The sequence below is a fragment of the Larkinella terrae genome, assembly GCF_009668025.1.
Taxonomy (GTDB): Bacteria; Bacteroidota; Bacteroidia; order Cytophagales; family Spirosomataceae; genus Larkinella; species Larkinella terrae.
The window spans coordinates 1-12622 of record NZ_WJXZ01000011.1; the positions used below are offsets into that span (position 1 = coordinate 1).

A 12622-nucleotide genomic window follows, 5' to 3' on the forward strand; every position below is an offset into this window, starting at 1 on the left:
CTGACAGCGGTTTGATTTGGGTTTCCTGAAAAAATCAAATCTTATTGTGCCGCTGTCAGGGTCTTCGACCGTACGACGGCCCGGCGCTGACAGGGTGAATTTCCGGCAATTTATTTAAATTTATAGCTTTGCTCCATCATTCGAACTTTGTTTAGTCGTTTTTCATGAAACACCGTTTCCTTCCGGTTATTCTGGCCGGGATGTTGACCAGTTGCTTTGCCGTTGTTTTCAATGCCGTTGCGCAAACGCCACCCGCCGGGACCTACCCATCGGCGGCCCAGCTTTCAACCCGATTAAAGGCAATTACGAGTCGATACGGTACGCTGACCAACCTTCAGTCGATTGGGAAATCGCCCGGGGGAAAAGACGTCTGGCTGCTGACGGTTGGTCGCGGGAAAACCGCCCAGAAACCGGCCCTTGCAATTGTGGCCGGGCTGAACGGCGCGCACCTGGCCGGAACCGAACTGGCCGTTCAACTGGCCGAAAAGCTCCTCGCGACTTCGAATCAGGATAGCGTGGCGCGGTTGCTCGACAGCAAGACGTTCTATATTTTTCCCAGCGTCAATCCCGACGCGCAGGAGCAGTTTGTGGCCAAACCGCGCTACGAACGCAGCGGCAACGGAACCGATACCGACGATGACCGCGACGGCCGACTCAACGAAGATCCGTTTGAAGATTTGAACAAGGACGGCTTGATCACGCAAATCCGCGTGGAAGACCCAACCGGCACATTCGTTCCCAGCAAAGAAGATCCGCGGGTACTGGTGAAAGCCGATCCGGCCAAGGCGGAAACCGGTCGTTATCTGGTGATTTCGGAAGGAACCGACAACGATAAAGACGGCACTTTCAACGAAGACGGCGCGGGTGGCGTGGCGCTGGATAAAAACTTTACCTTCGATTACCCCATTTTCGTGCCGGGTTCGGGCGAAATGGCGGTTTCGGAACCGGAAAACCGGGCTTTGCTCGATTTTCTGTACAAAGCTCCGAACGTCTATGCGGTTTTTACTTTGGGTCCTCACAACAACCTCGCGGAAGCGCCGAAATTCGATCGGACGAAAACCACCAAACGCATCATTACCGGCGTCATGGAGAAAGACGCCACCGTTGGCGATCAGGTTTCGAAGCTTTATAACAGCCAGACAGCGCTGAAAGACGCTCCACCAATGCCGCCGACCAGGGGCAATTTTGCCCAAACCGCTTATTACCATTACGGCCGCTTCAGCTTCTCGACACCGGGCTGGTGGGTTCCCAAAGTCGCAGCCTCAGCAGATACCGCAAGAGGGAAAAGCACGCCAAAACCGTCGGATAATGACGATGTAAAGTTGTTGAAATGGGCCGATGCCAATAAAGTCAGCGACGTTTTTGTCGACTGGAAACCCATCGAGCATCCCGATTTTCCGGGCCGCAAAGCGGAAGTGGGCGGTATTGCACCCTTCGCCCGACTGAATCCACCGGTTTCGTTTCTGAACGACATTGCGGACAGACACCTGAAATTCGTAACGGCCTTTGCCCGCCAAATGCCAGTGATCGACGTGGTGAATCTGCGAACCGAATCGTTGTCGGGCGGGCTGACGCGCGTCACGGCGCAGGTTGTCAACCGGGGTTTGCTGCCAACAGGCTCGGAAATCGGCGACCGGGTGCGGTTTGTGCCGAAGATGAAAATCGAACTCAAAACCGGTACGGGTCAAACCGTTGTCTCCGGCCGGAAGCGGATTCTGCGGAGCCCAATGGCGGCTGGCGAATCAATGGAAGTAACGTTCCTCGTCTCCGGCACCGGCCGCGCCACCCTCGAAGCCGGCAATGCCATGACCGGGACTAAATCAATCGACATAACCCTCAAATAGACCTTCGCTCAACTCTTTTTACTCCGCTTAACTCCGCGAAAAAGTTTTAAAGTTGTTTCGCAGAGTTGAGCGGAGAAAAGGAGAGGTAAGCGGAGAAAAAAGATATGAAAAAGTTATTTTTCCTTATAGTGGTAATTATACCGCTTGCCGTTTACGCGCAGCAGAAACCGGCACAGAATGACGATCTGACCGGTTTGCGGGCCGTGGGTTCGCCCGCGAATCCGAAGGTGCCGATGCGCTGGAACCATTACAACGACTACGCGGGCATTACGAAGTTCTGCCAGGATATGGCGAAAGCGCATCCCAACCTCGTCAAAATCGAGTCGATGGGCAAAACGTTTCAGGGCCGCGATCTGTGGGTGCTGGTCGTCAGTGATTTCAAAACCGGAAACGCCGAGCGCAAACCCGGTTTTTACATCGACGGCAACATCCACTCCAACGAGTTGCAGGGTTCGGAAATCGCCATGTACACGGCCTGGTACCTGGCCGAGAATTTCGGCACGGTCGACTTTACGACGCAACTGCTGAAAGACAAGGTGTTTTACATTGCGCCCAGCATCAACCTCGACGCGCGGGAGGATTTCATCAAAAATCCCAATAACCCCAACTCGCCCCGCTCGGGCATGATGCCGTTTGACGACGACGGCGATGGCGAAATCGACGAGGACAAATACGACGATCTGGACGGCGACGGTAACATTGTGCTGATGCGCCGGAAAACCCCGCTGGGCCGCATGAAGCAGGACCCCAACGATCCGACGCGCATGATTCCGGCCAAGGCCGACGAGCCGGGTGAATACGAAATGCTGGGTTACGAAGGCATCGATAACGACGGCGACGGGCAGGTGAACGAAGACCTGGCCGGGCGCTATGACCCCAACCGCGACTGGGCCTGGAACTGGCAACCCGACTACGTTCAAAATGGCGCGCTTTTTTATCCGGGAACCCTGCCCGAGACGCAGGCCGTCAAGAAGTTTATCCTCAGCCATCCGAACATCGCCGGGGCGCAGAGTTATCACAATTACGGCGGCATGTTTCTGCGGGGGCCGGGTGCCGAGGAAGATCAGCAGTACTACAACCCGAGCGATGTGGCGGTTTATGACATCATTGGGCGAACCGGCGAGAAAATCATTCCCGGTTACAATTATTTCGTGATTTACAAGGACTTGTATACGGTTTACGGCGGGGAAATCGATTGGCTGGCGCTGGGTCGGGGCGTGTTTACGTTCTCGACGGAGTTGATGACGCCGTATCTGCTGTTCCGGCAAAAACAGACGCAGAACGACGACTTTAACCAGTTCGGCAAGTATTTGCTGTTCGACGACGCTTATGTCGCCTGGAAACCGTTCAAGCATCCGCAGTACGGCGACATTGAAATCGGCGGGCCGAAGAAGAATTACATCCGGAACCACCCCGGTTTTATGCTCGAAGAAGACGCCCACCGCAACATGTCGTTTACCCTTTTTCACGCTTACCAGACGCCGAAGCTGGACGTTCAGTCCATCACAACAAAACCGCTGGGCAATGGGCTGACAGAAGTAACGGCCACGGTGGTTAACCAGCGTGTGATTCCCACGCGTTCGTCGCACGACATCAAATACAAGATCGAACGACCGGATTACATCACGCTGAAAGGTGCTGCCCCGCTGGCAGCCATGGTTGTTGAAAACGCCGATCTGAACCTCACGCGGGAACAAAAATACAATCCGGCCACGGTTGAGGTTCCGAACATTCCGGGCATGGGCTACGTGCAGGTCCGCTGGATTGTGAAAGGCAGCGGGAAATACACGGTCTCGGTTGACAGCCGGAAGGGGGGCTTGGTCGAGAAGACGCTGTAAGGTGGGGCCACCGGTGGGGCGTTTCAAGCGATGGCCTACGCATTATTGGTGTCTCTCTTTACTTTTAAAGTCTGTGATGGTCTTTCCATCATACCGATACACGCCGTTCAAAGATCCAAACCAAATACTTCCATCGTTCGCTTCCAACATCCGGCAAAGCATTCCTTTTTTTATCGACATTATTTCGGTTACAGCGGGCTTTTCAGTGTACAAGGACTTTTGATCATACCGGGAAAGTGCCCAATCGCCATTGAGTTTCACTTCACCAGTAGTCCAGATGTTTCCTTTTTTATCTTCCATTATGGCAGAAGCACCTCTCTGCGATACCTTGGTGTAGGTACTGCCGTCATAACGCCAAAGACCTGTTTCAACGGTCAAAATCGGGCCTTTGGGGGCTATTCTTTTTCGATTTTTGATGATCGAGCCGCCGAACCATATGATGCCTTTCCGATCTTCGATGATCGACCAGACATTGTAAAAGGTTTTACCGTCCTTGTTTCTGAAAACCGTAAATTTCTCTCCGTCATAAAAACAGGCATCGCCCCTGGTGCCAATCCATAATTTTCCGGTTTTATCTTCCATGATCGTAGTAATGTCATTCGTGGGAAGTCCGTCTTTCGTTGTAAAATTTCGGAAAGAGTTCCCATCGTAACGGGTCAGGCCACCTCCGGTAGCGAACCAGATCATACCGGTTTTATCTTCATGGATAAACCCAACGAAATTACTGGCAAGTCCTTCTTCGGTTGTAAAATGTTGAAAGGATTTACCGTTGTAATAATAAACACCGGAATTCAGGGTGCCGAACCAAAGATTTCCCTTGCGATCCTCCAGCACATCCCAGAAACTGGGCGAAGGTATATTACTGGTTAAATTGGTAAACGATTTCCCGTCATATCGATACACGGCATTGAATGAAGCAATCAAAATATCTCCGTTCCTGGCTTGCTTTACATTCCGAACCATTCTAGTAGGCACCCGGGAAGTGCTTGTGTCTTTCGTTTCGGACTTGGTCTCATCTTTGGTCAGGTCCGTTTTACCTTGACAGAAAGCGCAAAAAACAAACATCAATAAAGCACATACGTGCACGAGCTTCGTCATTTCTCTTTTTCTTATCTGGAATTTTCACCAATCTACAAGCCGTTAGGATTAGATCTGGCTCTGAGCTTGTAAAAGAATATGAATGAAATGTAAAAGCATTTTTTACCGGCTGTACTGCATGGTGGGATGATAAATGATCAGATATTTATTCAAAAGCCAGCAAATTCGTCGATTTTTTCTACCTTGTATGATGCCATCAACCCGTCGTTGATGTTGCTTGGTAAGCAGTTCATTCTTTTTTCCTAAACCCCATGACCGAAGAGTATCAAACCCCGAAAGATCGTGCGTATACAGACTTGCTGATTAATTCTGCCCCCAAAGAAGCTTCGGCATTTCTGAACCTCAAATACACCGCCGAGCGAAAAGATGGCGTCATTCCCGTCAAATACCGGGAGTTGATGTCGGTAGCGGTCGCCCTGACCACTCAGTGTTCCTATTGCATTGAATCACACATCAAAAATGCCGTTGAGTCCGGAGCAACCCGTGAAGAAATTGCCGAAACCGTATTCATTGCGGCCGCGCTCCGGGCGGGTGGCGCCGTCGGCAATGGGTTGATGGCGATGCGTCTTTTCGAGGACGAAACCGAAGCCAAACGCTGAGCGGTTTAGTTTTATTTTTCTGCTACGCCTAATCATGTGCTGCTTTCAATTGGATTGGCACCTCCAGTTGCGGGTATGAATCAACTAAACTACCAAAGCCATTTAACCACAACTAATTATTAATCAATCAAATAGCATTTGAACCAAATTGAACAGATTTGGTCAGCATTGAATTTTCGATTACCAGAACGGGTTGCATCTTCGTCGAATCAACAGAACGAGGATGCATATGAAACGAATCATCACCGCGCTGGCAGTCGTATTCGCTTTTTTCGGCAACTTCCCGGCTGCCACGGCACAAACCGCTTACAACCTGCCGCTCCTGCTTCGGGAAAACCGGCTTATTACGACACCGGCTAACGAGATCAAAGTAATAAAGGAAGACGCACACCCGGGGGTGTCTTCCAAAGGAATTGTGTGGCTGAAAGATGTCAATTTCAAGCAGGGAACGATCGACATCGACCTGCGCGGCAAGGATGTCTTTCTGCAAAGTTTTCTGGGAATTGCCTTCCACGGGGTTGATACGCTCGTCTACGATGTCGTTTATTTCCGCCCTTTCAATTTCAGCCACAGCGATACGCTGCGGAGAAACTGGTCGGTTCAGTACATGAGTTCGCCCGATCACGGCTGGCCGCAACTCCGGAAAGATTCGCCGTTAACGTATGAAAGCAAGGTTCATCCAGTGCCACGGGCCGATGAGTGGTTTCATTGCAAAATCCAAATCAGCAAAACCGCCGTCAGCGTTTTTGTTAATCATGCCCCCACTCCCTCGCTGAGCGTCCAGTTGCTCAATCAACGGTCGGAAGGCCTGATCGGTTTATGGGCCGATGGATTAAGCGGTGATTTTTCCGACCTCCGGATAACGCCAGCACATTGAGCAAATCAACGCATCAACAAGGATGTAATTCTCCACTTGCCGGTTTGTTACCGCATGTAAACCCCTATTTTTTCCTCGTCGCTCAGCACCACCTGCACGTGCTCGGTCAGCGTGGTCGATAGTTTGTAGCCAATGTAGTCGGCGGCAATGGGGTAGCGTTTGTGGTCGCGGTCGACAATAACCGCCACTTTCAGACTGATCAGCGGAACGTTCAGAAACGGCTGCAGGGCAAACGCCAGCGTCCGGCCCGAGTTCAGCACGTCGTCGACGACCACAACCGGTTTGTCCGTAAAAACCGCTTCGTCGGCATCCAGGTGAATGGCGGGCTGCTGCCGGGTGGTTTTATCGAGCATGATTTTCATCACCCTGACATTCAGCGGGGCAATCTGCTGCAGCACCTCCGCCAGCCGTTGGGCCAGCACGTGCCCCTCGCCCGAAACACCGGCCAGGATCACCTCCGACTGTTCGAAATTGTTCTCGTATATTTCAAACGCGATCCGGCGGATTTTTTGCTCCACCTGCACGCGCGTCAGAATCTGGGTAACCTCGGCCGTCATACACTCCTTATTAAAAATGAAAATTAACCGAAATGGGCGAATGCACAAAATAAACGAAGCCTTTTCGTACTTTTGCAACTTCGTTAGACAAGAGAAGTAAGATAGGAGATAAAAGACGCTTGGTTTCTTTTCTTTGTTCTCTTGTCTATCCTCTTTTGTCTTAAAAGTTTATCTATTTCAATGATTATTAAAACCAAAAAATACGCACTCGACCAGAAAACCTACATCAGTCTGGCGATGCGTAGCTGGGTCAAACACAATTGGTACTGGGGCTTCGTTCCGCTGGGGCTTATTTTTATCAATGCCATTCTGAACATTACGGGCGTTTATCCGAACTGGTGGATTTACCTCGTCATTGTGCTGCTCACCATTCTGTACGTGCTGTTCTGGGCGGTGCAGTTTACGGGTATCACGCAGATGGAACAGACCAAAGCGCTGTTTCAGAAATACGTTTACGAAATCGACAGCCGCCAGATCATGCTCAAACTGAACGCCCGCGAAGGCGGTATTTTGAAGTGGGACCAGATCCGGAGCGTTACCAAAGACAAAACCGCCTACGTCATGGTCGTTTCCAACGATCAGGCCATGAACGGAATGAAAGTAAACTGGCTGGCGAAAATCGTGGCCAAAGGCATGAAGGATGCCCAGTTTCTGTACCTGCCGTATTCGATTTTCACGACCGAAAACGAACTGAAGTTCATGGACACACTCCTGAAACGGAAGGGTTTTCTGAGTGAAGCCGAAAAATAGAAGGCCATAAAAAAGCGGGTAAAAGAAGAGTTGGGTCAAAACCGGTTCTTCTTTTACCCGCTTTTTTGTTGGTCCGGTTTACTTCGCCTGATTGGTAAAATCGACCACCGTTACAATGTCGAGCCACGGGCCGACGATCTTGCCAAATTCCTTGTGGGCCGGATGCGGCAGGTAATCATCCCGGTCTTTTTCGTTGTCGAACGTCAGGACAAAGGCGTGCGTCAATCCTTTATTGAGTTTTTCCGGGCTGTTGTTGGTTCCCCACTTAAAGCTTTTGATCTGCTTGATCTTCGACGGTAGTGCTTCAAAAGCGGTAATAATTTCCTGCACTTTCGCGGGCGTAGCTTCCGGTTTGAACTTAAACAGTACGACGTGCGTGAGATCGGATTTCGTCATTTTGTTCTGGGCGGTAGCACCCGTCAGGGCCATACCTATGAGGAAAAGAGTGGCAAAAAAGGTTTTCATGTAATCGGTTTTAAAGATTGAATCGGCCATTGCCGAACGATTGGAAAAAGCCAATTCCGGCGCGAAACTACTGCCTACTGCTTTTCAGCGTACGGAATAACCAGTTTCTCCCCCCGGGCCGCGTAATTCTTGGTTTTTCCATTGGCTTTCATCAGCGCATCGACCGTCACGCCGTATTTTTCGGCCACGACCCGCAGAATATCCCCGGCCCCGACGGTGTGATACGCCCGCGCTTTCACTTTCAGTTTCGTCACGTCGGCTTTCACCGAATTGTCTTTCAAATCCGGATTCAGGGCTTTCAACGTATTGATACTCAGATTATATTTTGTTGCAACGCTGTAAATCGTTTCGCCCGGTTTTACCGTGTGCGTAACCGTAACGCCCCCCGCCGGCAGGTTGACCTTCGGCGTTTCTTTTTTCTCCTCTTTGGGCTTTTCTTCTTTCGGCTTTTCCTCCACCGGTTTCTCTTCCTTCGGTTTTTCGACGCGGGTCTCAGCCACCGGTTTTTCAGCGGGTTTTCCTACCGCCGGGCGTTCTTCCGAATCCAGAGCGGGCGCCGGTTTTTTACTCTCTTCTTTTCCTTCTTCGAGAGGTACGGGCGTGTTCTGCGACATGTCTACCGGCGCATTGCGGCTGGATGTGTCAATTTCGATGGGCGCAGCCAGCTCCGGTTCCAGCGGCAATTCAACCGGTTTCTGAACGGTTGTATCGAGCGCCACATTGGTCATTTCCTCCGAACCTTTTACATCATCGGCAACGTACTCATACCCAACGTATAACAACGCCAGAATCGTCAGCACCAGCACGGCCAGCGTAATGGTTGGCAGACTTGAACCCTCCGTCGGCCGGGGGTTACGCTTCGCATTTTCGGTTTCCATAGTGGGGGTTGGCATGGGGCAGAGGGGTAAGGGCACAGGGTAACAAAAAGGCGTCAACTGCCCTATGCCCCTACCCCTCTGCCCCATGCTATTATTTGTTCTTCACTTCCTGACTCATTATTTCTACTTTCGCTTTCATGTCCTCCTTGTAGGCCTGCAAGCGGTCGGCTACTTTTTCGTCGAACGTGCCGACAATCTGGGCGGCCAGAATTCCGGCGTTGCGGGCGCCGTTGAGGGCCACCGTTGCAACGGGAACACCCGACGGCATTTGCAGAATCGACAGCACCGAATCCCAGCCGTCGATCGAATTGCTGGATTTGACCGGCACACCAATCACCGGCAGCGTCGTCAGCGAAGCAACCATTCCCGGCAGGTGAGCGGCTCCGCCAGCGCCGGCAATGACCACTTTCAGGCCACGCTTCCGGGCGGTTTTGCCGTATTCCACCATTTTCTCCGGCGTCCGATGGGCCGATACGACATCGATTTCGTACGATACGCCCAGTTCCGCCAACATATCGGCAGCTTCCTGCATGACCTTCAGGTCCGAGCTGCTCCCCATGATAATTCCAACCATATTTTTAGTTAAGAGCTAAGCGTTAAGAATCAAGAGTTGGCTGACGCATTGTATTTAACTCGCGCCAGCCAACTCATAACTCATAACTCTTAACTCTTCATTCTTAACTCTTCACTTTTATGCTTTCCTTCACGGTTTCGGCTTTTTGCCGAAGCTGTTCTAAATCCGAACTAATAACGGTAATGTGCCCCATTTTACGAAACGGGCGGGTGATTTTTTTACCGTAAAGAAACGGAAACACGCCGGGCATGGCCAGCAGGGTTTCCATGCCTTCGTACCGGGCGGGGCCGCTGTGGCCGGGCTCGCCCAGCAGATTGATCATCGCGGCTGGCGAAAGGGCCGTTGTGTCGCCCAGGGGCAGGTTCAGAATGGCCCGCCAGTGCTGTTCAAACTGCGAAGTGATGTTGGCCCGAATCGTCTGGTGACCACTGTTGTGCGGCCGGGGTGCCACTTCATTCACCAGAATGTCACCGGTTTTGGTGAGAAACAGTTCAACGGCCAGCAAACCGACAATTCCAAATGCCTGAGCGGTTTTTCGGGCCACGTCCTGCGCCAGATGATCGACGGTTTCGGAAACGGCTGCGGGCGCAAACAGGTATTCGACCAGGTTTTGTTCGGGATGAAAAACCATCTCGACCGTCGGGAAAGTTGCGGTTTGGCCCTGTTCGTTGCGGGCGACGATCACCGCGAGTTCTTTCTCAAAATCAACGGCTTTTTCCAATACGCCCGGCGCATCGAAGGCTTTGTCGACATCGTCGGCCGTGGCAATCCGCTGCACTCCGCGCCCATCGTACCCGTCGCGGCCCAGTTTATGAAAAGCGGGCAGAAAACCGGGTTGACCAGCCAAAACCTGCGGCACATCGGCGCGGTTTTCGGTTAGAAGAAAATCGGCAGTGGGCAGCTTATGATCGCGGTAAAATTGCTTCTGCGCCCGTTTGTCCTGAATAATCCGGATCACCGACGGTTGCGGAAAAACCCGCTTTCCTTCGCGTTCGAGCGCTTCGAGGGCATCGACGTTCACCCGTTCAATTTCAATCGTCAGCACATCAACCTGTTGACCAAACTGATAAACCGTATCGTAATCGGTAAGCGAGCCCTGGGTGAACGTCGTCGCCAGGTGACGACAGGGCGCATCGGCATCGGGGTCGAGAATATGAACGATCAGGTTCCAGTCGATCCCGGCCTGAAGGAGCATCAGGCCCAGTTGACCTCCACCGAGGATACCAATGCGGGTGTTGGGGTTAAATGTTAACATACGTTAAAAATCCGTCCGCAAAAGTAGCCCCATTTACGGCTTTATTTTACTTTTTGATGGACTATATTCCAGCACAATGCAATCAACGGTTCTTCTTGGGCGCTATACCGGAAGGAATGGATTGCCTTTGCAGCCGCTCGTTAAACTCGTGCGGAGTTACGTCCAAAACCGTTACCTGACTCATCAGAGGATGAAGCGGATTAATCAGAATATTGCGGGAAGGCGAACCTTTGAGAATCACTGAAGGCACCGAAAAAGCTAAAACCGGATACGCAGGCGTCAGTTTAGGTACAAAAAAATAAGGAAGTTGATCGGGAAACCGGATTTGATCCCAGCCAAGCGGTAAGTCGGCAACGTTTATTTCTTCAATGGCATCGGGCAATTCGATGGTCACCCGAACAAAAGGAGGCAGTTCCCGAACGGGCGTACCGTCCAGGTGAACCATCGTTTCCAGCAAAGCCAGTTCGGGCGTTGTGGAGGTATAAATCAGTGGAGTACCCAGTGGATTCCAGCGCCCGCCATTAAGCCGGGCACCTTCGCCCGTTAAGATCGAATCGACAAACTGTCGTTTCTGAATGCGGTAAACCAGCGCCATTAACTGTAGACACCGTATTCGATGCGTCCAAGAATCTGATCCACAACCTGAAAACCCGTTGCCGTATCCAATAGCTGGAGCGGAGACTGGCCTTCCAGAATCTCCAGCGGCCGACGCAGCCACCGGTTAAATTTGCCCTGATCTTCGAACACCCGAAAACCGTGCGCGGTCAGTGCTTTCAGCAGCAAAAGCCGCTCAGACTCAACTTTGTTCAACGAACCGGATACCAACCGGCGGGCCATGGTTCGTTCGTTCATCGACAGCAGCGTAGCCAGTTCCCGAATGGTCAGTTCCATCAACGTAGCTAACTCACGGACTTCAGCATGGGCGATGCCCGAACGCGACTTTGCAATCAGGTCAAACGGGCTGGTTTGCTCCGGTAGAACACGAACCGCCGGATTAGCCGACGGCATCAGGGTCGCACTGCTTTTCTTTCGTTCCATGACTACTTACAAAATGTCAGTAACATTACTGACATTTTACGTAAAGTTAACGCGGCCATTGGTAAAAAAGTTTTTTACTATGCGGTCCTGCCAACTTCAAACAAGGCCTTTTTGGTGCTTTTCAGGCATTTTTTAACGGTCAGCCAGGCCGAATCCAGGTGATTCCTTCTTCCGGCAACTTCGGATATTTACTACAATCTCAACTCTTCCTGCTAATTTGCACACTTATACGCGAATCTGGAAGTGCCAAAATGAGATGAAAGAGAATAGGCAAGAGACAAAAGATTATTTTAAATGACTGATCACCAAGACACTTGTTCCCGTTTCTCACATCTAACTACTTACCTCTCTGTTTAAAACATGTCGGACAAGTTATTTAACCAAAAGGATTTAATTGCCTATTTCATTGTAGCGGCCATTGGGGCATCCCTGCAAATTGTAGTAAGTGCCCTGCTTCAGGAGTGGTTTCAGGTTTCGTACGAAAATGGGGTGTTAATTGGGTATGTTACCTCCTTTTTTATCGGTTTTTTTCTCACCAAACTGCTGGCTTTCAACGCCAAAAACTCGGCAAAAACCCGGCGGGAAATGACAAAATTTGCGATGGTTTCGGTGATTTCCTGCCTCATTACCGTCTACGGTGCATCGGCTTTGTATAATCTCTCGATCAGCCGCGGCATCTACCAGTTCACGCTTCCGGGCTCGGTTAAAACCGTGAATGTGAACAAGTTAGTATCGCACACCTTTGGAATGGGATTGAGCTTTATCTCGAATTACATTCTGCACAAAACCTTCACTTTCAAGAATACCGGCTTTTACGAAAAACTGAAATCGTTGCTGGGGCTGGAATAA

At 51.1% G+C, this 12622-nt stretch carries 14 protein-coding genes; 6 read left to right on the forward strand and 8 right to left on the reverse strand.

Features of this window, described 5'->3' with window-relative positions:
* Window positions 1-164 precede the first annotated feature (164 nt).
* Together GJJ30_RS17580 and GJJ30_RS17585 are read left to right on the forward strand one after the other, a co-directional pair.
* On the forward strand, window positions 165-1844 hold the full coding sequence (locus GJJ30_RS17580) for a M14 family metallopeptidase (protein WP_229313210.1): 1680 nt from the start codon (window positions 165-167) through the stop codon (window positions 1842-1844).
* Between the two features lie 104 nt (window positions 1845-1948).
* On the forward strand, window positions 1949-3682 hold the full coding sequence (locus tag GJJ30_RS17585; RefSeq protein ID WP_154176493.1) for a M14 family metallopeptidase: 1734 nt from the start codon (window positions 1949-1951) through the stop codon (window positions 3680-3682).
* A 42-nt stretch (window positions 3683-3724) separates the two neighbouring features.
* On the opposite strand, the gene GJJ30_RS17590 is transcribed toward GJJ30_RS17585, so the two are convergent.
* Window positions 3725-4780 (reverse strand): ligand-binding sensor domain-containing protein, encoded by a 1056-nt coding sequence (locus tag GJJ30_RS17590; RefSeq protein WP_154176494.1) that lies wholly within the window; start codon window positions 4778-4780, stop codon window positions 3725-3727.
* Window positions 4781-5031: 251 nt separating this feature from the next.
* Here GJJ30_RS17590 and GJJ30_RS17595 point away from each other — a divergent pair, with 251 nt between their 5' ends.
* The gene (locus GJJ30_RS17595; RefSeq protein WP_154176495.1) at window positions 5032-5379 is read left to right on the forward strand and encodes a carboxymuconolactone decarboxylase family protein; all 348 of its coding nucleotides are present in this window, start codon (window positions 5032-5034) and stop codon (window positions 5377-5379) included.
* A 229-nt stretch (window positions 5380-5608) separates the two neighbouring features.
* Entirely contained in the window at window positions 5609-6256 is a 648-nt protein-coding gene (locus tag GJJ30_RS17600) for a hypothetical protein (RefSeq protein WP_154176496.1), read from the forward strand.
* Window positions 6257-6303: 47 nt separating this feature from the next.
* Here GJJ30_RS17600 and GJJ30_RS17605 read toward each other — a convergent pair whose 3' ends face one another.
* Entirely contained in the window at window positions 6304-6813 is a 510-nt protein-coding gene (locus GJJ30_RS17605) for a phosphoribosyltransferase family protein (RefSeq protein WP_154176497.1), read from the reverse strand.
* Between the two features lie 180 nt (window positions 6814-6993).
* Between GJJ30_RS17605 and GJJ30_RS17610 the strand changes: the two genes are divergently transcribed.
* Complete coding sequence (locus GJJ30_RS17610) at window positions 6994-7563, forward strand: YcxB family protein (RefSeq protein ID WP_154176498.1); 570 nt, start codon at window positions 6994-6996, stop codon at window positions 7561-7563.
* A gap of 78 nt (window positions 7564-7641) precedes the next feature.
* Here GJJ30_RS17610 and GJJ30_RS17615 read toward each other — a convergent pair whose 3' ends face one another.
* The 6 genes from GJJ30_RS17615 to GJJ30_RS17640 form a co-directional block, all read right to left on the reverse strand.
* Window positions 7642-7992: a Dabb family protein gene (locus GJJ30_RS17615; protein ID WP_438821605.1), complete on the reverse strand. Its 351-nt coding sequence runs from the start codon at window positions 7990-7992 to the stop codon at window positions 7642-7644.
* 110 nt (window positions 7993-8102) lie between these two features.
* Window positions 8103-8921 carry a LysM peptidoglycan-binding domain-containing protein gene (locus GJJ30_RS17620; protein WP_229313212.1) on the reverse strand — a complete coding sequence of 273 codons (819 nt, stop codon included), beginning with the start codon at window positions 8919-8921 and terminating at the stop codon, window positions 8103-8105.
* A gap of 76 nt (window positions 8922-8997) precedes the next feature.
* Window positions 8998-9480, reverse strand: a complete 483-nt coding sequence (gene purE, locus GJJ30_RS17625) for a 5-(carboxyamino)imidazole ribonucleotide mutase (protein WP_154176500.1) — start codon at window positions 9478-9480, stop codon at window positions 8998-9000.
* Window positions 9481-9583: 103 nt separating this feature from the next.
* Window positions 9584-10735 (reverse strand): 5-(carboxyamino)imidazole ribonucleotide synthase, encoded by a 1152-nt coding sequence (locus tag GJJ30_RS17630; protein WP_154176501.1) that lies wholly within the window; start codon window positions 10733-10735, stop codon window positions 9584-9586.
* An 82-nt stretch (window positions 10736-10817) separates the two neighbouring features.
* Window positions 10818-11330, reverse strand: a complete 513-nt coding sequence (locus GJJ30_RS17635) for an RES family NAD+ phosphorylase (RefSeq protein WP_154176502.1) — start codon at window positions 11328-11330, stop codon at window positions 10818-10820.
* Window positions 11330-11773, reverse strand: coding sequence for an Xre family toxin-antitoxin system antitoxin (locus GJJ30_RS17640; RefSeq protein WP_154176503.1), 444 nt, complete (start codon window positions 11771-11773; stop codon window positions 11330-11332). The genes GJJ30_RS17635 and GJJ30_RS17640 overlap by 1 nt, the downstream gene beginning before the upstream one ends.
* A gap of 360 nt (window positions 11774-12133) precedes the next feature.
* Between GJJ30_RS17640 and GJJ30_RS17645 the strand changes: the two genes are divergently transcribed.
* The gene (locus GJJ30_RS17645) at window positions 12134-12622 is read left to right on the forward strand and encodes a GtrA family protein (protein ID WP_154176504.1); all 489 of its coding nucleotides are present in this window, start codon (window positions 12134-12136) and stop codon (window positions 12620-12622) included.

Coding starts and splice junctions, on each gene's coding strand:
- GJJ30_RS17580 (WP_229313210.1), top strand. CDS start 165: ATGAAACACCGTTTCCTTCCGGTTATTCTGGCCGGGATGTTGACCAGT.
- GJJ30_RS17585 (WP_154176493.1), top strand. CDS start 1,949: ATGAAAAAGTTATTTTTCCTTATAGTGGTAATTATACCGCTTGCCGTT.
- GJJ30_RS17590 (WP_154176494.1), bottom strand. CDS start 4,780: ATGACGAAGCTCGTGCACGTATGTGCTTTATTGATGTTTGTTTTTTGC.
- GJJ30_RS17595 (WP_154176495.1), top strand. CDS start 5,032: ATGACCGAAGAGTATCAAACCCCGAAAGATCGTGCGTATACAGACTTG.
- GJJ30_RS17600 (WP_154176496.1), top strand. CDS start 5,609: ATGAAACGAATCATCACCGCGCTGGCAGTCGTATTCGCTTTTTTCGGC.
- GJJ30_RS17605 (WP_154176497.1), bottom strand. CDS start 6,813: ATGACGGCCGAGGTTACCCAGATTCTGACGCGCGTGCAGGTGGAGCAA.
- GJJ30_RS17610 (WP_154176498.1), top strand. CDS start 6,994: ATGATTATTAAAACCAAAAAATACGCACTCGACCAGAAAACCTACATC.
- GJJ30_RS17615 (WP_438821605.1), bottom strand. CDS start 7,992: ATGGCCCTGACGGGTGCTACCGCCCAGAACAAAATGACGAAATCCGAT.
- GJJ30_RS17620 (WP_229313212.1), bottom strand. CDS start 8,921: ATGCCAACCCCCACTATGGAAACCGAAAATGCGAAGCGTAACCCCCGG.
- purE (WP_154176500.1), bottom strand. CDS start 9,480: ATGGTTGGAATTATCATGGGGAGCAGCTCGGACCTGAAGGTCATGCAG.
- GJJ30_RS17630 (WP_154176501.1), bottom strand. CDS start 10,735: ATGTTAACATTTAACCCCAACACCCGCATTGGTATCCTCGGTGGAGGT.
- GJJ30_RS17635 (WP_154176502.1), bottom strand. CDS start 11,330: ATGGCGCTGGTTTACCGCATTCAGAAACGACAGTTTGTCGATTCGATC.
- GJJ30_RS17640 (WP_154176503.1), bottom strand. CDS start 11,773: ATGGAACGAAAGAAAAGCAGTGCGACCCTGATGCCGTCGGCTAATCCG.
- GJJ30_RS17645 (WP_154176504.1), top strand. CDS start 12,134: ATGTCGGACAAGTTATTTAACCAAAAGGATTTAATTGCCTATTTCATT.